Source organism: Bradyrhizobium sp., from assembly GCF_016213215.1.
Taxonomy (GTDB): domain Bacteria; phylum Pseudomonadota; class Alphaproteobacteria; order Rhizobiales; family Xanthobacteraceae; genus Bradyrhizobium.
In genome coordinates this window covers 40,167-61,532 of the sequence record NZ_JACRAW010000088.1, presented here as the reverse complement: position 1 = coordinate 61,532, position 21,366 = coordinate 40,167, and the positions used below count along the sequence as shown (strand labels likewise).

The following is a 21,366-nucleotide window of genomic DNA, read 5'->3' as shown; positions in this document are numbered from 1 at the left end:
GAAGCTGTCTAAAGAGCTATCTTCGTGAGGTCAGCATGCCTATCAACATCCTGATGCCCGCCCTGTCGCCGACGATGGAGAAGGGCAACCTCGCCAAGTGGCTGAAGAAAGAGGGCGACAAGGTCAAGTCCGGCGACGTCATCGCCGAGATCGAGACCGACAAGGCGACCATGGAGGTCGAGGCGATCGACGAGGGCACGATCGCCAGGATACTGGTCCCGGAAGGGACGCAGGACGTTGCCGTCAACGACGTGATCGCGGTGCTGGCGGGTGAGGGCGAGGACGTCAAGGCCGCCAGCGCCGGCGGGGCAAAGCCGTCGGCCTCCAGCGCGCCGCCGAAGGCCGCCGCGGCTCCGGTTGCGGCGACACCCGCGCCGGCACCCGCTCCCGCTGCCGCCAAGCCGACCGCGCCGCCCGCCGCTCCTGCGCAGGCTGCGCCGCAGACCAATGGCCACGGCCGCGTCTTCTCCTCTCCGCTCGCCCGACGCCTGGCGACAGAGGCGGGCATCGAGATTTCCATGATATCAGGCACGGGCCCGCATGGCCGCGTCATTGCCCGTGACGTCGAAGAGGCGAAGTCGGGCAAGGGACTGAAGGCCCCCGCGGCCGCGCCGGCCGCGCCCGCGCTCGCGCCGTCGATGTCGGACAAGCAGATCCTGGCGCTGTTCGAACCGGGCTCCTACGAGGTGGTGCCGCACGACAACATGCGCCGCACCATTGCCCAGCGCCTGACCGCCTCGGTGCAGAACGTTCCGCACTTCTACCTCACCATCGACTGCGACATCGGCAAGCTGCTCGCCGCGCGCGAGGAGATCAATGCCGCCGCGCCGAAGGACAAGGAGAAGAAGCCGCTCTACAAGCTTTCGGTGAACGACTTCGTCATCAAGGCCATGGCGGTCGCGCTGCAGAAGATCCCGGACTGCAATGTGAGCTGGACCGACGGTGGGTTGCTCAAGCACAGGCATTCCGACATCGGCGTTGCGGTCGCCATGCCGGGCGGCCTGATCACGCCGATCATCCGGAAAGCGGAGACCAAGACGCTGTCGGCCATCTCGGGCGAGATGAAGGATTTCGCCGCGCGCGCCCGCGCGCGCAAGCTCAAGCCCGAGGAATACCAGGGCGGCACCACCGCCGTCTCCAATCTCGGCATGTACGGCATCAAGGACTTCACCGCGGTGATCAATCCGCCCCATGCCACGATCCTCGCGGTCGGCACCAGCGAGGAGCGCCCCGTCGTGCGAAACGGCAACATCGAGATCGCGAGCATCATGAGTGTGACGCTGTCGTGCGACCACCGCGCCATTGACGGCGCGCTCGGAGCCGAACTGATCGGCGCGTTCAGGCAGCTGATCGAGAACCCGGTCATGATGATGGTGTGATGCGCATTTCGAGGGGGCGAGGTTGAGTGTCCGGACACGCTGGCCCTGGATATCGATTCTGCTCGGGGCCATTCTCGTGCTCAATCCGATTGGCCTCGACCTGCTTCATTCCGCGTTCTTTGCCGGCGAGCAACTGGCACGAAACATCGCACAGCCAATCGTACTCGCCGCGCTTGCAATCCTGATCCTGATTGGCGTCGTCGAATGGCTGGTCAGGATGTTGATCTTCAGAGGCCGCGCCCGCGGCGCCACGACAGCTTGAGTTGAACGGGAGCCGCCATGGCCGACACGTCTTTCGATATCATCATCATCGGCTCCGGGCCGGGCGGTTACGTCACCGCGATCCGCGCCGCCCAGCTCGGCTTCAAAACCGCCATTGTCGAGAAATCGTATCTTGGCGGCGTGTGCCTGAACTGGGGCTGTATCCCGACCAAGGCGCTGCTGCGCTCGGCCGAGATCTTCCACTACATGCAGCACGCCAAGGATTACGGCCTGTCGGCGGAGAAGGTCTCGTTCGATCCCAAGGCAGTTGTGCAGCGCTCGCGTGGCGTCGCGAAACGCCTCAACGACGGCGTCGGCTTCCTGATGAAGAAGAACAAGGTCTCGGTGATCTGGGGCAGGGCGATCATCGATGCTCCCGGCAAGATCACCGTTGCCAAATCCGAGGTCGAAGGGCCAAAGGGGGCGCTCGGCGAGGGCACCTATCAGGCCAGGCACATCATCATCGCGACCGGCGCGCGCCCGCGCGTCTTGCCGGGGCTCGAGCCGGACAAGAAGCTGGTCTGGACCTATTTCGAGGCCATGGTGCCGGATCGCATCCCAAAATCGCTGCTGGTCGTCGGGTCGGGCGCCATCGGGATCGAATTCGCGTCCTTCTTCCACACCCTCGGCTCCGACGTGACCGTGGTCGAGGTGCTGCCGCAAATCCTGCCCGTCGAGGACTCCGAGATCGCGGGCCTTGCCCGCAAGCGCTTCGAGAAGCAGGGCATGAAGATACACACCTCGACCAAGGTGACCAAGCTCGAGAGGAAGAGCGACAGCGTCATTGCCACGATCGACGACGGCAAGGGCAAGCCGCAAGCGGCCGAGTTCGAGCGGGTGATCTCCGCGGTCGGTGTGGTCGGCAACATCGAGAATCTCGGGCTGGAAAGGCTCGGGGTGAAGACCGATCGCGGCACCATCGTGATCGACGGCTATGGCAAGACCAACGTACCCGGCATCTATGCCATCGGGGACGTCGCCGGTCCCCCGATGCTGGCGCACAAGGCCGAGCATGAGGGGGTGGTCTGCGTCGAGGCGATCAAGGGCCTGCACCCGCATCCCATGGACAAGAACCTCATTCCCGGCTGCACCTATTGCCATCCCCAGATCGCGTCCGTCGGCTTGACCGAGGCGAGGGCGAAGGAAGGAGGGCGCGAGATCCGCGTCGGCCGTTTCCCCTTCGTCGGCAACGGCAAGGCGATTGCGCTCGGCGAAGAGCAGGGGTTGGTCAAGGTGGTGTTTGACAAGAAGACCGGCCAGCTCCTCGGCGCGCACATGATCGGCGCAGAGGTGACCGAGCTGATCCAGGGCTACGTCGTCGCGATGAATCTCGAGACAACGGAAGAGGAACTGATGCACACGGTCTTCCCGCATCCGACGCTGTCGGAGATGATGAAGGAAGCGGTGCTCGACGCCTATGGGCGGGTGTTGAACATATAGCAGCTGGAGAGCGACGAAAATCCGAACGAGACGGCGGTCCCGTCATCCTGAGGTGCTCGCGGAGCGAGCCTCGAAGGATGTACGGCCCGGATCGAACAGCGGGGCTCGTCGCCCTTCGAGACGCTTGCTTCGCAAGCTCCTCAGGGTGACTGGTTTAATAGCGCTGAGCTCAACAAGAAAGGCACAAGCCGTGCGCGACGACGACAACCTCACGACCGAACGCCCGACCTTCGTCACCCATCTCGAATGCGCGATGGAGGGCGATCACTATCCGGCCGACCAGCTCCATAACCTCTCAAAGGCGGGCAAGCCGCTCTTGGTGCGTTATGACCTTGCCGGCGTGAAGAAGGCGCTGACCAAGGATGCGCTCGCGGAGCGTCCGGCCGACCTGTGGCGCTACCGCGAATTGCTGCCCGTGCGCAAATGTGCCGACATCGTCAGCCTCGGCGAAATCGCAACCCCGCTGATCCGGCTGCCGAAGCTTTCGCAAAAGCTCGGCGGCGGAGAGATCATCGTCAAGGACGAGGGCCGCCTGCCGACCGGCTCGTTCAAGGCGCGCGGCCTGGTGATGGCGGTGTCGATGGGCAAGGCGCTCGGCATCAGCCACATGGCGATGCCGACCAACGGCAATGCCGGAGCTGCGCTGGCGGCCTATGCCAGCCACTGCGGCATCAAGACCACGATCTTCTGTCCCGCCGATACACCCGAAGTGAATGTCAGCGAAATCGAGTTGCAGGGTGCGACCGTTTATCGCGTCAACGGCCTGATCGACGATTGCGGCAAGATCGTCGGCGAAGGCAAGGCCAAGGTCGGCTGGTTCGATACCTCCACGCTGAAGGAGCCGTATCGCATCGAGGGCAAGAAGACGATGGGGCTGGAACTGGCCGAGCAACTCGGCTGGGACCTGCCGGACGTGATCTTCTATCCGACCGGCGGCGGCACCGGCCTGATCGGCATGTGGAAGGCATTCGCCGAACTCGAGGCGATCGGCTTCATCGGCAAGAAGCGCCCGCGCATGGTGGCGGTGCAGGCGTCCGGCTGCGCGCCGATGGTGCGCGCTTTCGCAGCAGGCACCGAGCACGCCACCCGCTGGGAGGACGCCCACACCATCGCCTCAGGCATCCGCGTGCCGCAGGCGATCGGAGATTTCCTTATCCTGCGCGCCGTGCGCGAGAGCAAAGGCTTTGCCATTGCGGTCGATGACGAGCAGATTTCGTCTGCGCTGAGCGAAGTCGCGCGCGAAGAGGGGCTTCTTCTGTGCCCAGAGGGAGCGGCGACCTACGCCGCCTACAAGCAGAGTCTCTCCGACGGACGGGTCACGAGAAATGATCGCGTGATGCTGTTCAATTGCGCGACTGGCCTTAAATATCCGCTGCCGCCGGTCACCCGCACGCTCGATCGTCACAAGCCGATCGATTACGCGCAGTTCCAGGCTTAGGCGACCAGGTCGTAGCGCTGCGCCCCAAGGTACTCTCGGCCAGCCGGCGGGAACGGGCCTAACCCTGTCGATCGCCGATCGATCCCGCCGCGGGCGCTGAAGGCCACATTCGCGACAGCGTCTCGTCCTTCTTTACGAGGATGTGCCAGAACGTCGCTGCGACATGCAGGCCTACGGCGGCATACACGAGATAGGCGACAACGTCGTGCGCCGTGATGGCGAAATGCGCAAGCGCTTGATTCTTGTCGACCAGGCGCGGCCAGCTGAACGTCCAGAAATATCTTAGCGAATAACCACCGGCTGCGGAGGCCAAATATCCTGTGATGGGCATCAGGAAGAGAATGAAATAGAGGGTCCAATGGTTTAGCCTTGCTGCCGCCAGCACGAGTGGGCTGGACGAGCCCGGCTCTGGCGGCACCTTCGTAGCCGCCCGCACCCATAGTCTCAGGATCGCCAGAAAGAACAACGTCAGGCCGAGCGACTTGTGCACTTCGAGCAGTTCACGGCGAGGCGATGTTCCCGGCTGCTGCAGGCCGCAATAGAATCCGATGAGGGTTGCCGCAATGAACAGGATGGCCGTGGCCCAATGAATCCAGCGCAACAACGGATGATACGAAGTCGCAGTCTTGGTCGCAGTATTGGCCGTCGTCATGTTCGGTCAGTCGTGTCGTTTCGGCGTCAACGGGAGCGGCCGGCGCCGACAGCATTGCCGCGCGTCGTTTGCATCGCCGCTTCGCTGTTTCGAGCCGGGGATGTGCCGAGAGTATTCGGTCCCGCGCGGTATGTCGAATGCGGTGAGCTTGGCGAGCGGACGCGCGACTCGGTAGCAACACCATTCAGTTGTCCAGATAAGACCGGAAGGGAGAGGAACATGCGAAGATTGGTTGGGGCGGCGCTGATCGCGACCTTTGGCTTCCTGACGGGCGCGCTCGCAGACGATTTTCCCTCACGCAGCATTACCATTATCGTGCCGTTTTCCGCCGGCGGCCCGTCGGATGCGATGGCGCGCATTCTTGCCGAGCGCATGAAGACCTCGCTCGGCCAGTCCGTGCTGGTCGAGAACGTGACCGGTGCCGGCGGTTCGATCGGCGTAGGGCGCGCGGTCCATTCACCGGCGGACGGCTACACCATCAGCTTCGGGCACCTGGGTACCCACGTCGCGAACGGGGCGGTCTACAACCTCAACTACGATCTCGTCGCCGACCTCGAGCCGGTGGTGCTGTTGCCATCCAATCCCATGATCATCGTCAGCAAGAAGGCGGTGCCTGCGACGTCGCTGAAAGAGCTGCTGGGGTGGCTGAGGGCGAGGCCGACATCCGCCACGGCGGGCACGGCCGGCGCAGGATCCGGCAGCCACATCGCCGCCGTGTATTTCGAGAACGTCACCGGAATCAAGCTGCAGTACGTGCCTTATCGCGGCACCGGGCCTGCGCTCAACGATCTGGTCGCGGGACAGATCGATCTCATCGTCGACCAGACCTCGAACTCCATCAATCAGGTGCGCGCGGGCACCATACGGGCCTACGCCATCACCGACAGCAAGCGCGTTCAGTCGGCGCCTGAGATTCTGACCACCGATGAGGCAGGCCTGGCGGGATTCCACATGACGCTGTGGTCGGGCATGTGGGTGCCGAAAGGTACGCCGAAGGAGATCATCGGCAAGCTGAACGCCGCCGCCGTGGAGGCGCTGAACGATCCGGGCGTGAGGAAGCAGTTCGAAAATCTCGGGCTGGAGATGCCGCCCAAGGACCTGCTCACGCCTGAAGCGCTCGGGTCCAAGCAGAAAGCGGAGATCGCCAAGTGGTGGCCGATGATCAAGGCCGCCGATATCAAGGTGGATTAGGGCCAACACCGGTCGGTGTTGAAGATTGAATCCGTTGTCGATTGACCGGCGCCGGCCGCTCACGCATCCGGCAGGGTGAAGACGGCGCAGGGCGCAGCGATGCCGCGCAGCGCGTGTTCGCCCAGCGGCACCAGTGGCGCGCTCGTCTCGGCGGCGACCGCGCCCGAGATCAGCACCGAGCGCCCCAGTGGCCGGCACAGCCCCTCCAGCCGGCTGACCAGATTGACGGCGGGACCGATGGCGGTGAAGTCAAGCCGGTCGGCCGCGCCGATATTGCCCCACAATATCTCGCCCAGATGCAGCGCCGCGCCGAACGGCAGCGGCGGCAGCCCCTGCGCCTGCCTGATAGTATCGAGATGGGCCATGCCGGCGCGGGCGGCGGCGACCGCGCGCAGCGCTGCCTCGCAGGCTTCCGCCGGCGCCCCGGTGACCGGGAAGATCGCCAGCACGCCGTCACCGATGAACTTCAGTACCTCGCCTCCGAATGCGTGCACCGCCCCGGCGATGCGGTCGAACCAGGCGTCGAGCACAGCGATCACCGCCGCAGGCTCGGTCACCTCCGACAGGGCGGTGAAGTCGCGCAAATCGGCAAACAGAAGCGCGGCGCGGATGATCTCCCCAGCGCCGCGGCGTAGCGCGCCGGCCTGCACCTGGGCGGCACTGCGCCGCCCGAGATAAGCTTCGAGTAGCGCGGCCAACGCGGCCTGTGCGGCGAGGCTGGCTAATGGCGCTGCGGCGAAGCGCGCGGCTTGGCGCAGCCGGGCGGCCTCGCCGGGACCGAACGGTCGTGTGCCGGCCCAGCCCAGCACCGGAGTATCCGCAGCTGTTCCGACCGCGTCCTCCTGCACAACGCCAAGCCCGGCCAGCCAGTCGCGCTCGGCCTGGTTGAGCGGACCGCCAGTGAAGCCCAGTGCCTCGATCACCGCCCCGGTCTCCGCTCGCCACAGCCAGGTGCGTCGGGCGATGATCGGATGTGGCACCGCGAGCGTCAGGGCGGCGCCGGCGAGCGGGATGCCGTCGGCCAGCAGCCGGGCACCTAGCTCAGCCAGGAACCGGTCAGGGCCGGTCGAGGCGCTGGCCTCGTCCACCAGCCAGGCAAGGTGCGCGGGCAGATCCATGCCCCGATCATGCCGCCACGCCACCCGGCCTGTCACGCCGCGTCAGCGAGTTGGTCTATCCTTGGGACGACGGGAGCGAAAAACAGTCAGTTTTGGCCATCGCGGCCGTGCCAAGGGTCCGGGCCTGGATCGCGACCTGCTGCAACCTCGGCGAGGCGGTCGAGATAATGGGCCCAGCCTTCCGCGTGGCCGGTGCGTTGCTCGGCATTGGGCAAGCCGGTGTGGGTCAGGCGCACCAGTGTTCCGGGCGGCTGCTCGATCAGGTCGATCTCGACCAGGCTCGAACCCGGCGGCACCACCTCGCTGTCGTCCCAGCCGAAGCTGTAGGCCAGGCGATGCACCGGCACCACTTCGCGGAACGTGCCGCGGGCGAAGCGAGCGCCGGTGACATTGACGAGATAGAGCCCGCCGGGCTGCGGCTCGATCTGGGCTTCCGTTCCCATCCAGCGAAGGATCTTCTCCGGATCGGTCAGGAGAGCGAACACCGCGGCGGGCGGCGCCGCGACGTGCGTCTCGCGTTGAACGACGAGGGTCTCTTGCATCGGTCTCCTCCACTGCAGCTGCACCGCGGCTGTTCGGTGAAAGCGCTCCTTCTCCCTTCGCTTCTTCGCGCAGGAATCCGGCGAAATTCGCCCATGAGGGCCCGCTTCAGCCGCTACTTACCGCGAGCCACGCCTGGAGCATGATCCGGAAAATGGGTACCGGCTTTCCGACGCGTGTCACGCGCTTAAGGAACAAACGCTGCGGGCCAGGCTGGCGGAACCGCGCTGACCTCCTGCGTCGCCGTGCGCTGCTCGGATTCCGCGGCCGCCGTGGTGATGCTGTTGAAGCGGACGCGGTAGACCTGCACATTCTCCATCACGCGCTGGACATAATTACGCGTCTCGGAGAACGGAATGCGCTCCACCCAATCGACTGGATCAACGGTGGGATCGCGGGGATCGCCGCGCTGCTTCACCCAGTCGCGGACGCGGCCCCGGCCGGCGTTATAGCCGGCGAAGGTCATGATCTGGGAACCACTATATTCCTTCAGCAAAGCGCTCAGCTCGGCAGCTCCCATCTGCGTGTTGTAGACGGGATCGGAGACCATCCGGTCCCAGTCAAAGGTGACGCCGAACCGTTTGGCGGTATCGCGGCCGGCTTCCGGCGTGACCTGCATCAGCCCGACCGCATTGGCCGGAGACTTGTCGCGCTGGTCGAACGCGCTTTCGGTCCGAGCCACGGAAAAGACGATGCTGCGCTCGATCTCGGGACCGATCGGGCTATGCGGTGGAATCCCGATCGTCGGGAACGCATAGTGATCGAGCGCCAAGCCCCGGGCGAGCGCCGTCTTGCCGATCTCGAGCATCGTGTGGGCGTCATTGTGGTGACCCGCGAGTTCGCCAAGCGCTTCGAGCACGGCGACGTCGGAACTCTGTCCCGCGAGGTCGGCGCCATAATACAGCGCGACGTCGCGTTCGCCGACCCGGTAGAGCATGTCGGCAGCGCGCACGCGTTCGTCCTCACGTGCCGCATCGACCGTCGCGACAGGCGAGGGGGAGCGCAGCTCCGCTGCATGACGGCCGAGCTTCGCTCGCGCCAACAAGCCATAATAGGCGGTCGGATAACGCGCGGCGGCTTCATAGCTGGCATGCATGTCGTCTCGCGCGCCGAGCGCTTCAGCGGCGCGGCCTCGCCAGTAGTTTGCACGCGCCAGCACTATCGGGTTGGCCGAGCCTTGGTCGATGAAGGCGAAATGCGTCAGCGCCGTTGCGGGATCGTTGAGGTAACGCAGGGCGATCCAGCCGCACATGAAATGGAAGTCGGCCCGGTAGGTTCCCATCGCGGGCAGCGCGGCGCCGCGAACCACATCGTACGCGGTTTGGAATTTACCCTGATCGAGCAGCTTGCGCGCCAGCATGCGCCGCTCGCGCCACCATGCGTCAGTGTCCTGTAGTGCCATGGTGTCGGGAGACGCGGTCAGTATCGCGCGCGCCGCATCGTCGATCTGGTCCTTCTGCAGCAACCATTGGATGCGGCAGAGCGTGTAGCCGAGGTCTTGGCGCGCCTCGGTCGCCACATCGTCGAGCAGGTCCTTGGCTTTCGTTGTCTTCGCCTTGACCGCGGCACAAGCCTTCACAATCGCAGGCGCGTCGCCGCCAACATGTTGCGCAGCGCGTTTGGCACCTGAAAGATCCCTGGCACCCAGACGCTTGTCCATGCGCGCGCGGTGATCTTCGGAGGTGAGCAGGTCGCGGAACGCCTCGAACGCGTCGCTTTCCGCGCGCTCCGACAATTCCTCGGACCTCCAGGCGTCACGAACGAGGCGCGTGGCATGATCGCGCTCGCCTTCGGCCAGGAGCACCCGCGCGAGTGCGAACTTGCCCTTCGCGCTCATCGGCTGGTCGGAGGTAAAGCCGCGAACCAAGGCCGCCTCGCTGCGCTCCTGCCACAGCCGTGCCTCCGCCCGCCGGCGCAAGAGCGCCATGCTGGGCCAGTCCGGGTGGGCGGCAATGAAGGCCGCGTAACGGTTGAAATTCGCCGTTGTCTCGGAGTGGCGCAGGATGAACCATTCGGCGAGCTTCTGCCCAGCCGGGTCGGCGATTCTGTTCCGAGCCGCAGTCGCGTCGTCCGTTTTCGCCTTGCGGGCGAGATCCATCGCGTCCTTCAGCGCGGCGAGATCGCCGGTAAGAGGTGGCGGAGCTGGCTTGTCGGGACGAGCTTTGTCCGGTCGCTTCGACTTGCGGTGAACGTCGGCGTGTTTCGGATGCCGACCTTTCCCCAAGGCAGCGCTGCGATGGTGGCGCGCCTCCTTCGCCTCATGTGTTTTCTTGGCCTGAGATTGCTTGTGGCCTGCTTTTGCGGTCGCTTCGCTCGAGAGAAGCGCGAGCGCGGCCACGAAACACGTTAGCGAACGTAGGCACTGGTTCATTGGAACGGTCCCCCTGCAAAACCATCAGCGCCCAGCTTGGGAACGGTACCACGGCCATGATTGGTGGTTGTCACACTCGGGCAACAGTGCCGGAAAAATGCACTGTCGAATGGAACCACAAGGCGAATGGAACCCGTCAGGCGCCCGGAGGCCCGCGCAGGGCTACTCGCGATGCGGACGACAGCCCAGGAAATTTGCGACTGAGGCACGCGGCCCATCGCTGCGCGCTGAGCCAATGCTGCACCGGAAGTCAGTTATCGCCATCCAATTGGCGGCACAACGCCCCCTCGCGCAGTATATTCGCAGGGCGGCGCTGCTCCGTCCAAGAGCTGGGTGCTGAAATCCCAGCACGACAATTCTAGACGACCACGATGCAAATGAAATGATGAGAGACATCCTTTCCGCACTTCTCTGTGTATATCACGCGGAGTCTGGCGCAAAATGGCCAGCGATGGCGCGGTGCGTCCAGGCTTTCAATCCGCGCGAGGCGAAGACCTAACCGTCAGCGCATTTGCGAAAAGACGGATGACGCTCGGTCCTGCGCGTATCCCGACAGCTGGCGCAGCAGCTCAAGATGTGAGTACAGGCGCGCTCTGACTTCCTCCTTGCGGCACCGACCGATCATTTGCTCCGTATCGTTCATGGCAACGTCGAGCAGCTTGAATATCGCCTGAACTTGCTGGTCGAGCGGAACGGCCGCCGGGTGTGGCGATTGAGACCGATCCGGAAAAGAAATGATGTTCGACATGCAAGGGGCTCCATCAAAGCCACAAGTCTGACCGAGCAACATGGAAATTCGATAAACTTGGATAGCGGAATCCGGCAACGAGCTTGAGAGAGGAATAACGGTTTGCGAGCTCTGATCGACTCCGTGCCGGCATCGTGAGCGCGACGCCTCCTCGCCGAATGAACAGGCGAAAGCCTTGGTCGCGACCCTGGCATGGCAGGTGCTGGTGGAGCGGGTTGAGCGTCAGCAGTTCGCGACGATTTCGTTAATCCGAATCCGCTCGCGGTCGAGACCGTTGTGGCCCGAACTGCACAGGTAAGTCGGGGTTGGTGAACTTGCCTGGACCGTGACGGAACTGCGGCAGTTGGAGCCGGCCTCTTGGCCTTCGCCACCGTTGCGGCCGGGATCAGACCCGTCCAAGCGCGGACGGCTCCCAATCACGGAGGGCACCATCGGCAAAGGTGACCTGTTCGGGCCAAAATTTGCCCCCTGCGAGCTTTGAGAGTGATGCAAAAAGCACACACCCTTAAGTGTACTTTCCCGCCCTTCCCGCGTCGCGTTGACGCAAACGATTTCCGGTTTCAATTAGGGAACTGCAGGAGAGTCGCCTTGAAGCCAGCCGGGAATACTACTGAAGCCGCAATGAGGAAGCGTCGGCTTCGCCGGGTTGAGCTGGTGCTCTTGCCAGCGTTGATCGTGGCCCTGTTTTTGTCTGCCGAGGGTCACGCGCAGACTTGGGTGGGTATCACTAACGATTGGGGAACAGCCACTAACTGGGCCCCGGCCACCGTTCCCAACGCAGTCGACACAACGGCTACCTTCAACTCTACCGTGCCGGGCAGTAGCCAAGGGGTATTCCTCACCGGCGGACCATTCACGGTCGGCACCCTCAATCTGAACGCTTCGGCGGCCAACAGCAATTATCTGTTCCAGACCGGGACGCTGATCATGCAGACCAGCGCGGGCTCGGCAGCGATCAACGTGCAGTCTACCGGCGGTCAAACTGACTTCTTAAATTTCTCAACGCTTCAGCTCAATTCGAACACGGTGATCACGACGGCTTCGGCAAGCGCAACCTTCACGATGGGGGCGCAAAGTTTTGTCACCGGCACGGGATCCTTGACGATCGCAGGTCCCGGAACGGTCAGTTTCTACGATGCCGCCAGCTACACGGGCGGGACCACGATCAATTCCGGCTCGACCTTGCAGCTCCTTCACCTCGGTCCATTCTCGGGATCGATCGTCGGCAATGTCGTCAACAACGGCACCCTGGCCATCGACCGATCGGCCAACTACACCTTCAGCGGCAACATCTCGGGAAGCGGCGCGCTTCAGCAAAATGGCACCGGCACTCTCATCCTGACAGGCACCAACACGTATAGTGGCGGCACGACTATCAATGACGGCAAGCTGGAGGTCGGCAACAATGGGACAAGCGGATCTATTAGCGGCGACATCATCAATAACAGCCTTCTCTCCTTTGTAAGATCCGACAGCTACACCTTCGGCGGCAACATCTCAGGAAGCGGCACGCTTGTCCAAGAGGGCAGCGGCACGACTATCCTGACAGGCAACAACACCTATTCCGGTGCCACGATCCTGAGCGTCGGCACCTTCGAGGTCGATGGTTCGATTACGAATACGGCCAGTGTGACGGTGGATTCGTTCGCCACCTTGTCCGGCATCGGAACGATCGGTGGGCCGGGGGCCACGACAGCGGTCTACGGCTCGCTTGCTCCAGGCAATGCGGGGAACCCGACGGGCATGCTGACCATCACCGGCGAACTTGCCTTCCAGTCGGGCGCGCTTTACCTGCTGCAGGTGACGCCTTCGGCAGCCTCGAGCACAAGCGTTTCGGGCACCGCGACGCTGGCCGGCACGGTAAATGCGACGTTTGCGCCGGGCAGTTACGTCTCCAAGCAGTACACGATCCTTACGGCGACCGGCGGCGTCTCCGGCACGTTCGATCCGACGGTCGTCAATGCCAACCTGCCCGCGAACTTCCACACCACCCTGAGCTATGACGCCAACAACGCTTATCTGAACCTGGACCTGAACTTCAGCATTCCTGGTGGGCTGAACCGCAACCAGCAGGCGGTTGGCAATGCCCTGACCAACTACTTCAATTCCAACGGAAGCATTCCGTTTGTCTACGGGGGCCTTGCGCCCGGCGGACTTACGCAAGCCTCCGGCGAATCCGGCTCTGGCTCACAGCAGACGACGTTCAACGCCATGGGTCAGTTCATGGGTCTGCTGACCGATCCGTTCGCCGATCGCTCTGGCACATCCAATCCGAATGGCAGCGCACCTGCGTTCGCGGACGAGCATGAACCCGCGCTCGCCTACGCCGGCACGAAAGGTCGCGCGGCCGAGCGCGAGGCCTATGCGCTGTTCACCAAGGCGCCTCGCACGTCATTCGAGCGGCGCTGGAGCGTATGGGCGGCCGGCTTTGGCGGCTCGCAGTCAACCGACGGCAACGCGGCGGTCGGGTCGAACAACGTCACCAGTCGCATCTTCGGCACGGCGGTCGGCGCCGACTACCGTTTCTCGCCGAACACGCTCGCCGGTTTCGCGCTCGCCGGCGGCGGCACCAATTTCAGCGTCAATGGCCTGGGCTCCGGTCGCTCCGAGCTGTTCCAGGCCGGGGCTTATGTTCGCCACAACAATGGTCCGGCCTATATCTCCGCAGCGCTCGCTTATGGCTGGCAGGACATCACCACCGATCGCACCGTGACCATCGCCGGCACCGATCAGCTCCGCGCCCGTTTCAACGCCAATGCCTACTCAGGCCGTGTCGAAGGCGGCTATCGCTTCATTGCTCCGGCGATGAACGGCATCGGCATCTCGCCCTATGCCGCCGCCCAGTTCGCCACCTTCGATCTGCCCGCCTATGCCGAGCAGGTCCTCGCCGGCACCGGTGCCTTTGCGCTTAGTTACGGCGCCAAGAGCGTCACGGACACCCGGAGCGAACTTGGCCTGCGTACCGACAAATCCTTTGCCGTGCGGGATGGCGTGCTGACGCTGCGCAGCCGCCTGGCCTGGGCCCACGACTTCAATCCCGACCGCTCGATCGCGGCGACTTTCCAGGCGCTGCCCGGTGCCAGCTTCGTCGTCAATGGTGCGGCGCAGGCCGCCGACTCCGCGCTCACCACGGCATCTGCCGAAATGAAGTGGCTCAACGGCTGGATGGCGGCGGCCACCTTCGAAGGCGAGTTCTCGAACGTGACGCGATCGTACGCTGGGAAGGGTGTCGTCCGCTACGCGTGGTGAGAGGTGCGGCGGTTGCGCGATTGCAGTCATGCGAACGTCGAATTTCCGGATGCGCGCGTGGATTGAAATTTGACGAGTTGCTGTGGCCCGGGTGAGCAAAGCGATAGGCGGGATTGCGAAGTTGCGGACGTCGCCGCGCTCATCGGGGCTACAACTGCTTGGGCCGACTGACGGCAAATCACCCCAAGGCTCGGTCCACCGCCTGGCGCCAAAATAATTCGCTTTTTCAGAATTCGGATTTAGCGTATAGTTGATCCGTCCCGCCCCATACGAGGGGCGTACGCGTCGTCACGAAACGTGGGTTGGGATGCGGTGGTAAGAGGGTGAAGAGGACAGCAAAACTCGGGCGCAACGTGAGAAGGCGATATCGCGCCCGTGTCGGTTAAGGAAATTCCGAAAACCGCGGGTCACGCATAGCGGAAACATCTCAGGTTGCACTTCCGCTCGTGGCCGGCGGGACAAACGCCCCTGGGCAGCGAGACAAGCAGTCCATGCGTGGCCTTCGCGACACGATTGTTGCGTGCTTGCAACAGTGAGGGAAGATTTAACCTTCGTCCCAGCCAGTTCCCGCAACCGCCGCTTTTTGGCCACACCCTCTCATGAAATAAAATGTACGTAAGGCTACGGCCGCGGCGCTCGCGAAGGCGAAGGACGATCCCAAGTCCAATCAATCTTGGGATCGAATTTCCCGGATCTGGGTTGGGCCGAGGAAACAGGTTCGCGATGGACGCCAGGACCAACATCAAGAGCAGGCTCCCGAGCCGTCACGTGACGGAAGGGCCTGAGCGTGCGCCCCATCGCTCGTATCTTTATGCCATGGGTCTAACCACCGTTCAGATCCACCAGCCCCTGGTCGGCGTGGCAAGCTGCTGGAATGAAGCCGCGCCCTGCAATATAGCGCTGATGCGCCAGGCCCAGGCGGTGAAGAAGGGCGTTGCTTCCGCCGGCGGCACCCCCCGCGAGTTCTGCACCATTACGGTGACCGACGGTATCGCCATGGGCCATGACGGCATGCGCTCCTCGCTGCCGTCGCGCGAATGCATCGCCGATTCGGTCGAACTGACCATGCGCGGCCACTCCTATGACGCGCTGGTCGGGCTCGCCGGCTGCGACAAGTCGCTGCCCGGCATGATGATGGCGATGGTGCGCCTCAACGTACCGTCGATCTTCATCTATGGCGGCTCGATCCTGCCCGGGAATTTCCGCGGCCAGCAGGTAACGGTGCAGGACATGTTCGAAGCTGTCGGAAAGCACTCCGTCGGCGCGATGTCGGATGCCGATCTTGACGAAATCGAGCGGGTTGCCTGCCCATCTGCCGGTGCATGCGGCGCCCAGTTTACCGCCAACACCATGGCGACGGTATCGGAGGCCATCGGGCTTGCGCTGCCCTATTCGGCAGGAGCGCCGGCGCCTTACGAAATCCGAGATTCCTTCTGCATGACCGCCGGCGAGCAGATCATGGAGCTGATTACCTCCAACATCCGGCCGCGCGATATCGTCACCCTCAAGTCATTGGAAAACGCGGCTGCTGTGGTCGCCGCCTCCGGGGGGTCGACCAATGCGGCGCTGCACCTGCCGGCCATCGCGCACGAAGCCGGCATCAAGTTCGACCTGTTCGATGTTGGGGAAATCTTCAAAAAAACACCGTATGTCGCGGATTTGAAGCCGGGCGGCCGTTATGTCGCCAAAGACATGTATGAAGCTGGTGGAATACCGCTTCTGATGAAGACGCTGCTCGATAACGGCTATCTGCACGGTGATTGCCTCACTGTTACGGGCCGCACGATCTCCGAAAATCTCAAAAGCGTGAAATGGAATCCGCATCAGGACGTGGTGCGGCCAGCCGATAAGCCGATCACCACTACCGGCGGCGTCGTCGGCTTGAAGGGGAATCTCGCCCCGGAAGGTGCGATCGTGAAAGTCGCGGGCATGTCGAACTTGAGGTTTACCGGGCCGGCCCGTTGCTTCGACCGCGAGGAGGACGCCTTCGAGGCGGTCCAGAAGCGCACCTACAACGAGGGCGAAGTCATCGTCATCCGCTACGAGGGGCCGCGCGGCGGTCCCGGCATGCGGGAAATGCTCCAGACCACGGCGGCGCTGACCGGGCAGGGGATGGGGGGCAAGATCGCCCTGATCACCGACGGCCGGTTCTCCGGCGCGACCCGCGGCTTCTGCATCGGCCATGTCGGGCCGGAGGCGGCGGTCGGCGGGCCGATCGCGCTGTTGCAGGAAGGCGACATCATAGAGATCGACGCGGTCGCCGGTACTCTTAACGTAAAATTGAGTGACGAAGAACTCGTTCAACGCAAGACCAAGTGGCTACCCCGTGAGACTAACCACACATCGGGCGTGCTCTGGAAATATGCCCAGCAGGTCGGGCCGGCGGTGAGCGGGGCAGTGACCCATCCCGGTGGTTCAGCCGAGAAACAGTGCTATGCAGACATTTGAGCGTACCATTGTTGCGTTGGTGTTCGGGGCCTCGTTGCTGGCCGCGCCGGCGTTCGCGTTTGACGGCGCGCCGGTCAATCAGCAGGACGCGACCATTCCGGTGGTTTCGGCTCAGCCGGGCGCAGCGGCCGCGCTTCGCAAGGCGGTTCCGTCTGCTGCGAGCACGCAGCAGACGTCTTTGACTGCACTGCAATATGCCGCGGAAGGCGGCCACCCCATCGCCCAGTGGAAGCTGGGGCGGATGTATGCCGCAGGCGACGGCGTGGTCCAGGATGACGTGCGTGCCTTCGAATATTTCAGCCGGATCGCCAATGCGCATGCCGAGGACAGTCCGTCGGCGCCGCAGGCCCAGATCGTGGCCAACGCTTTCGTGGCGCTCGGCCGCTACTACCTGAGCGGCATACCGAACTCCAAGGTCAAGGCGGATCCAGACCGGGCGCGGGAGATGTTCTCCTATGCGGCCTCCTACTTCGGCAATGCGGACGCGCAGTACGATCTCGCGCGGATGTACCTGAAGACGGCGGACGCCTCGCGGGAGGATTTCCGCTACGGTGCCCGCTGGCTCGGGCTTGCCGCTCAGAAGGGCCAGCACCAGGCCCAGGCGCTGCTCGGGCAGATGCTGTTCAACGGCGATCGCGTGCCGCGCCAGGCCGCGCGCGGCCTGATGTGGCTGACGCTGGCGCGTGACAGCGCCGGTTCCGACGAGACCTGGATCAAGGAGAGCTACAACCGCGCCTTTGCCAAGGCTTCCGATGACGATCGCGCCATGGCCTTGCAGATGCTCGCGAACTGGGTGCAGGGCCGCCGCGACTGAGCGGCGGGGCGGTTGTCAGGTCGCCTCGAGATCAAGATCCGCCCAGACCGGAACGTGGTCGGACGGCTTCTCCCAAGCCCGCAAATAGCTGTCGATGCCGACATTGACGAGGCGGTCGCTGGCCTGCGGCGACAGCAGCAGGTGATCGATGCGCAGGCCGTGGTTCTTCTGCCAGGCGCCCGCCTGATAGTCCCAGAAGGTGTAGAGGTTCGGCTCGTCGGTCACTGCCCGCAAGGCGTCGGTCAAGCCGAGGCCGAGGAGGGACTGGAAGCTTTCGCGGGTCTCGGCCCGGAACAGGGCGTCGTCGGCCCAGGCCGCCGGATTGTGGACGTCCTGCGCGGCCGGAATGACGTTGAAGTCCCCCGCCAGGATCAGCGGCTCCTCCGCCTTAAGGCGCTCCTTCGAGTAGTCAAAAAGGCGAGACATCCATTTGAGTTTGTAGGGATATTTGTCGCTGCCGACCGGATTGCCGTTGGGCAGGTAAAGGCAAGCGATCCGCAGCACGCCGCGCTTCAAGGTTACCACGCCCTCAAGGAAGCGGGCATGGACGTCCTCCTGGTCGCCGGCGAGCCCCGACCTGGTCTCGTCGAATCGGTGCTTGGAAAGCAGGGCGACGCCGTTGAACGTCTTCTGGCCGTGGGTGACCACGTTGTAGCCGAGCGATTCGAGCTCCAGGCGCGGGAAGGCCTCATCGACGCATTTGGTTTCCTGGAGGCAGACGATGTCAGGCGAGCACTCCTTCAGCCACGTCAACAGGTGCTCCAGGCGTTGGCGGATCGAATTGACGTTCCAAGTCGCAATGCGCATCGGTGCCTCGGGGTGAAGCGCGTCATCGCGCTACCTGGGGTTAGAACAAACTGCAAACAGTGCCGTCAAGGACACAGGTACCTGAGGCAGTTACGCCATCCAAAGGAGAAATGGGTTGAAGTTTTTCGGCATTTCCCCGCCGAAATTAACGCCACCTAAGCGGGTGCCGGGCCATCTAGAGCAGCTCGGAGAAGGTGCTGGCGCATGCAACGGCCTGGAAGTTTCGCAACACTGGAGCGAACGCCCCGCGCGACTTGGCCCGGCACGCTCGTGCACCGGTTCGGCGGCAGTGGTGTCAAGGCGCCAGCGGAGGACCTCAGCACGCGGGAAATACGGCGCATCCGCGCCAGGCGGATCGACGCGGTGGCGCGGCTCATCCCCGTTACGATGGCCGTCAATCTGCTCAATGTGGGTATCGTCCTGATCCTGTTCTGGGGCGTGGGCTGGGACGCCTTCCTGTCCGTCTGGGCGATATCGCTGGCCATGACGGCTTCGCTGGCCTTGCGCTCGTTCCTGCGTCGACGCGGCAGGCGGCCGGAGGAGGCATCCTCGCACGCCACGCGGCAGGTGGTGTGGCAGGCTTTCCTGGTGGCGGCCATCTGGGGAACGTTGCCTCTGGCGTTGTTCAGCCGGATTCCGCCGACCAGCCAGCTCATTCTCGGCTGCCTGATGGTCGGAATGATTTCGGGCGGGGCATTCGCGTTGTCACCCTATCCGAGGGCGGGCCTGGTCTATCTGTGGACCATGACTGTTGCGACCGCGGGCGCCTTGTTCCTGGGCGGCAGCGGGTCATATCTCATCACCGCGGTGTTCCTGCTGCTGTTCGCGTTTTTCATGGCGCGCAACATCGTCTCTCAGGGCAATCTCTTTCTCGACAATCTGAAGGCGACGCTGCAGCTCGAGCGGCAAACCGAAATCATCTCGCTCCTGCTGAAGGAATTCCAGGAGAATGCCAGCGACTGGCTGTGGCAGACCGATGCCGACGGCCGCCTGGTCCAGGTTCCGGAGCGCTTCGCCGAAGTAGCGCAAATGTCGCTTCAGCTCCTGCGAGGTATGCGGTTTGCCGAGGTGATCGAGATGCTGTGCCCCAACGATGTCGCGTCGGCTTCGAACATCATCACGCTGATGGACCGTCGCGAGCCGTTGCACGAAGTAAATCTTCATGTAGCTGTTGGCGGACAGGACCGGCTGTGGTCGCTGACCGCTAGACCCGCCCAGGACCGCGACGGCCAGTTCATCGGTTATCGCGGCTTCGGCCGCGACGTGACCGAACGCTGGCGCGCGGAAAAGGCCGAGGCCGAAAACCGCGCCAAGTCGGATTTCCTCGCAGTCATGAGTCACGAAATCCGTACCCCCATGAACGGGGTGCTGGGCCTCGTCAACATGCTGTTGGAGACCAAGCTTGATCCCGAGCAGCGCGACGCCGTGATCACGATTCGCGAGTCCGGCGACAATCTGCAGCGCATTCTCAACGACGTCCTGGACCTTTCGAAGCTGGAGGCCGGCCGGATGGAATTCGAAGTGATCGAATTCTCGCCCAAGTCGCTTGTCGAGGCTGTGGGGGCGGTGATCCGAACCACTGCCAGAAACAAGGATCTGGCCGTCAATCTCGAAATCGATCCGAAACTGCCGCCGACGCTGCGGGGCGACGCCGCAAGAATACGCCAGGTGCTTTTGAATCTTGCGTCCAATGCCGTGAAGTTCACTGATCAGGGCGGGGTGACAATTACGGTGGCCTGCCGTGCCCGGCGGGATCTGTTCGCGACCGTGGAATGGACAGTGTCCGACACCGGGATCGGGATCCAGCCCGACCGCGTCGACGGCTTGTTCTCCAGTTACACGCAGGCGGATGCCTCGATCAGCCGGCGGTTCGGCGGCACTGGCCTTGGCCTTGCCATCTCCCACCGCATCATCGAGCAGATGGGCGGCACGATCGCGGTCAGCTCAAGCCCGGGCGAAGGCTCGACATTCAGCTTCACTCTGGTGCTGCCGTGGAGCGAGGTCGCGGTTTCGGCCCCACAAACCGATCGCGCTGACGCCGACGACCTCAAGGCGCGCATCGCCGAACTCGGACGTCCCCTGCGGATCCTGATCGCGGAAGACGATACGGTGAACCGGATGGTGGTCGGCAAGATGCTGGCGGAATTCGCGATGGAGAGTACGGTCGTGACCGACGGACGACAGGCGGTGGAGGCCGCCGGCGAAGGCGATTACGACTTCATGCTGATGGACGTGCGGATGCCGGAGATGGACGGCATCGCCGCCACGAAAGCAATTCGTGCCCTGGGCGGGCGTTTCGCCGCACTGCCCATCATTGCGCTAACGGCCAACGCGTTTCCCGACGACGTCAAGGTATGCCGCGAGGCGGGCATGTCGGATTTCCTCGCCAAGCCGTTGCGCAAGCCCGCACTGGTCACGGCGATCCTTCGCGCCGTCACCCACCAGCCTGCGCAGACGCTCGCTGCTGGCGAGGGAGCCACCAAAGACAAGCAGGTCGTCGACGCCTGACAGCCGGTCGTCAGATCGAGAAGCTGGTGCCACAGCCGCAAGACGCGGTGGCGTTGGGATTATTCACCCGAAACGAGGCGCCGATCAGGTCATCGACGAAATCGAGCTCCGATCCGGCCAGGAACGGCGCCGAGGCGGAGTCGACCAGGACCACGGCATCGTCGCGCGTTATCAGCATGTCGTCTTCCGTCCGGGCATGCTCGATGTCGAACTTGTACTGAAATCCCGAGCAGCCGCCGCCTTCGACGGAGATGCGCAGCATGGCCCCGCTGCCTTCGCCCTTGAGGATTTCCCCAATCCGGCGTGCGGCCCGCTCGCTGATGGTCACGGCGGCAGTGCTCATGTTCCTCTCTCCGGTCCCGGCGTCATAGCCAATTCATTTGGTATCCCGCCGCCGACATA

16 protein-coding genes are annotated in these 21,366 nt (G+C 63.7%); 9 read left to right on the top strand and 7 right to left on the bottom strand.

Features of this window, described 5'->3' with window-relative positions:
• Positions 1–35 precede the first annotated feature (35 nt).
• The 4 genes from HY852_RS15550 (at position 36) to HY852_RS15535 (ending at position 4,518) form a co-directional block, all read left to right on the top strand.
• Positions 36–1,379 (top strand): pyruvate dehydrogenase complex dihydrolipoamide acetyltransferase, encoded by a 1,344-nt coding sequence (locus tag HY852_RS15550; RefSeq protein ID WP_291605656.1) that lies wholly within the window; start codon positions 36–38, stop codon positions 1,377–1,379.
• Positions 1,380–1,401: 22 nt separating this feature from the next.
• Positions 1,402–1,641 (top strand): hypothetical protein, encoded by a 240-nt coding sequence (locus tag HY852_RS15545; RefSeq protein ID WP_291605655.1) that lies wholly within the window; start codon positions 1,402–1,404, stop codon positions 1,639–1,641.
• Positions 1,642–1,658: 17 nt separating this feature from the next.
• Positions 1,659–3,080, top strand: a complete 1,422-nt coding sequence (gene lpdA, locus HY852_RS15540) for a dihydrolipoyl dehydrogenase (protein ID WP_291605654.1) — start codon at positions 1,659–1,661, stop codon at positions 3,078–3,080.
• Between the two features lie 190 nt (positions 3,081–3,270).
• Complete coding sequence (locus HY852_RS15535) at positions 3,271–4,518, top strand: threonine synthase (protein WP_291605653.1); 1,248 nt, start codon at positions 3,271–3,273, stop codon at positions 4,516–4,518.
• Positions 4,519–4,576: 58 nt separating this feature from the next.
• Here the strand turns inward: HY852_RS15535 and HY852_RS15530 are convergent, their stop codons facing one another.
• A complete protein-coding gene (locus HY852_RS15530) occupies positions 4,577–5,170 on the bottom strand; it encodes a cytochrome b (RefSeq protein WP_291605652.1) in 594 nt (197 codons plus the stop codon).
• 219 nt (positions 5,171–5,389) lie between these two features.
• Between HY852_RS15530 and HY852_RS15525 the strand changes: the two genes are divergently transcribed.
• Entirely contained in the window at positions 5,390–6,361 is a 972-nt protein-coding gene (locus HY852_RS15525; RefSeq protein WP_291605651.1) for a tripartite tricarboxylate transporter substrate binding protein BugD, read from the top strand.
• A 59-nt stretch (positions 6,362–6,420) separates the two neighbouring features.
• Here HY852_RS15525 and HY852_RS15520 read toward each other — a convergent pair whose 3' ends face one another.
• The 4 genes from HY852_RS15520 to HY852_RS15505 all read right to left on the bottom strand — a co-directional run bounded on the left by HY852_RS15520 (position 6,421) and on the right by HY852_RS15505 (position 11,138).
• Entirely contained in the window at positions 6,421–7,479 is a 1,059-nt protein-coding gene (locus tag HY852_RS15520; protein ID WP_291605650.1) for an adenylate/guanylate cyclase domain-containing protein, read from the bottom strand.
• Between the two features lie 86 nt (positions 7,480–7,565).
• Entirely contained in the window at positions 7,566–8,021 is a 456-nt protein-coding gene (locus HY852_RS15515; protein WP_291605649.1) for an SRPBCC family protein, read from the bottom strand.
• A 185-nt stretch (positions 8,022–8,206) separates the two neighbouring features.
• Positions 8,207–10,390, bottom strand: coding sequence for a transglycosylase SLT domain-containing protein (locus HY852_RS15510; protein ID WP_291605648.1), 2,184 nt, complete (start codon positions 10,388–10,390; stop codon positions 8,207–8,209).
• Between the two features lie 502 nt (positions 10,391–10,892).
• On the bottom strand, positions 10,893–11,138 hold the full coding sequence (locus tag HY852_RS15505; RefSeq protein WP_291605647.1) for a hypothetical protein: 246 nt from the start codon (positions 11,136–11,138) through the stop codon (positions 10,893–10,895).
• 486 nt (positions 11,139–11,624) lie between these two features.
• Here HY852_RS15505 and HY852_RS15500 point away from each other — a divergent pair, with 486 nt between their 5' ends.
• From HY852_RS15500 to HY852_RS15490, 3 genes are all read left to right on the top strand, one after another.
• A complete protein-coding gene (locus HY852_RS15500; RefSeq protein ID WP_291605670.1) occupies positions 11,625–14,387 on the top strand; it encodes an autotransporter outer membrane beta-barrel domain-containing protein in 2,763 nt (920 codons plus the stop codon).
• A gap of 723 nt (positions 14,388–15,110) precedes the next feature.
• On the top strand, positions 15,111–16,835 hold the full coding sequence (gene ilvD / locus HY852_RS15495) for a dihydroxy-acid dehydratase (protein ID WP_291605646.1): 1,725 nt from the start codon (positions 15,111–15,113) through the stop codon (positions 16,833–16,835).
• Positions 16,822–17,649, top strand: a complete 828-nt coding sequence (locus HY852_RS15490) for a tetratricopeptide repeat protein (protein WP_291605645.1) — start codon at positions 16,822–16,824, stop codon at positions 17,647–17,649. The genes ilvD and HY852_RS15490 overlap by 14 nt, the downstream gene beginning before the upstream one ends.
• A 15-nt stretch (positions 17,650–17,664) precedes the next feature.
• Here the strand turns inward: HY852_RS15490 and xth are convergent, their stop codons facing one another.
• Positions 17,665–18,456 carry an exodeoxyribonuclease III gene (gene xth, locus HY852_RS15485; protein ID WP_291605644.1) on the bottom strand — a complete coding sequence of 264 codons (792 nt, stop codon included), beginning with the start codon at positions 18,454–18,456 and terminating at the stop codon, positions 17,665–17,667.
• Positions 18,457–18,660: 204 nt separating this feature from the next.
• Between xth and HY852_RS15480 the strand changes: the two genes are divergently transcribed.
• A complete protein-coding gene (locus HY852_RS15480; RefSeq protein WP_291605643.1) occupies positions 18,661–20,964 on the top strand; it encodes a PAS domain-containing sensor histidine kinase in 2,304 nt (767 codons plus the stop codon).
• Positions 20,965–20,974: 10 nt separating this feature from the next.
• On the opposite strand, the gene HY852_RS15475 is transcribed toward HY852_RS15480, so the two are convergent.
• Positions 20,975–21,307: an iron-sulfur cluster assembly accessory protein gene (locus HY852_RS15475; RefSeq protein ID WP_291605642.1), complete on the bottom strand. Its 333-nt coding sequence runs from the start codon at positions 21,305–21,307 to the stop codon at positions 20,975–20,977.
• Between the last annotated feature and the right edge of the window lie 59 nt (positions 21,308–21,366).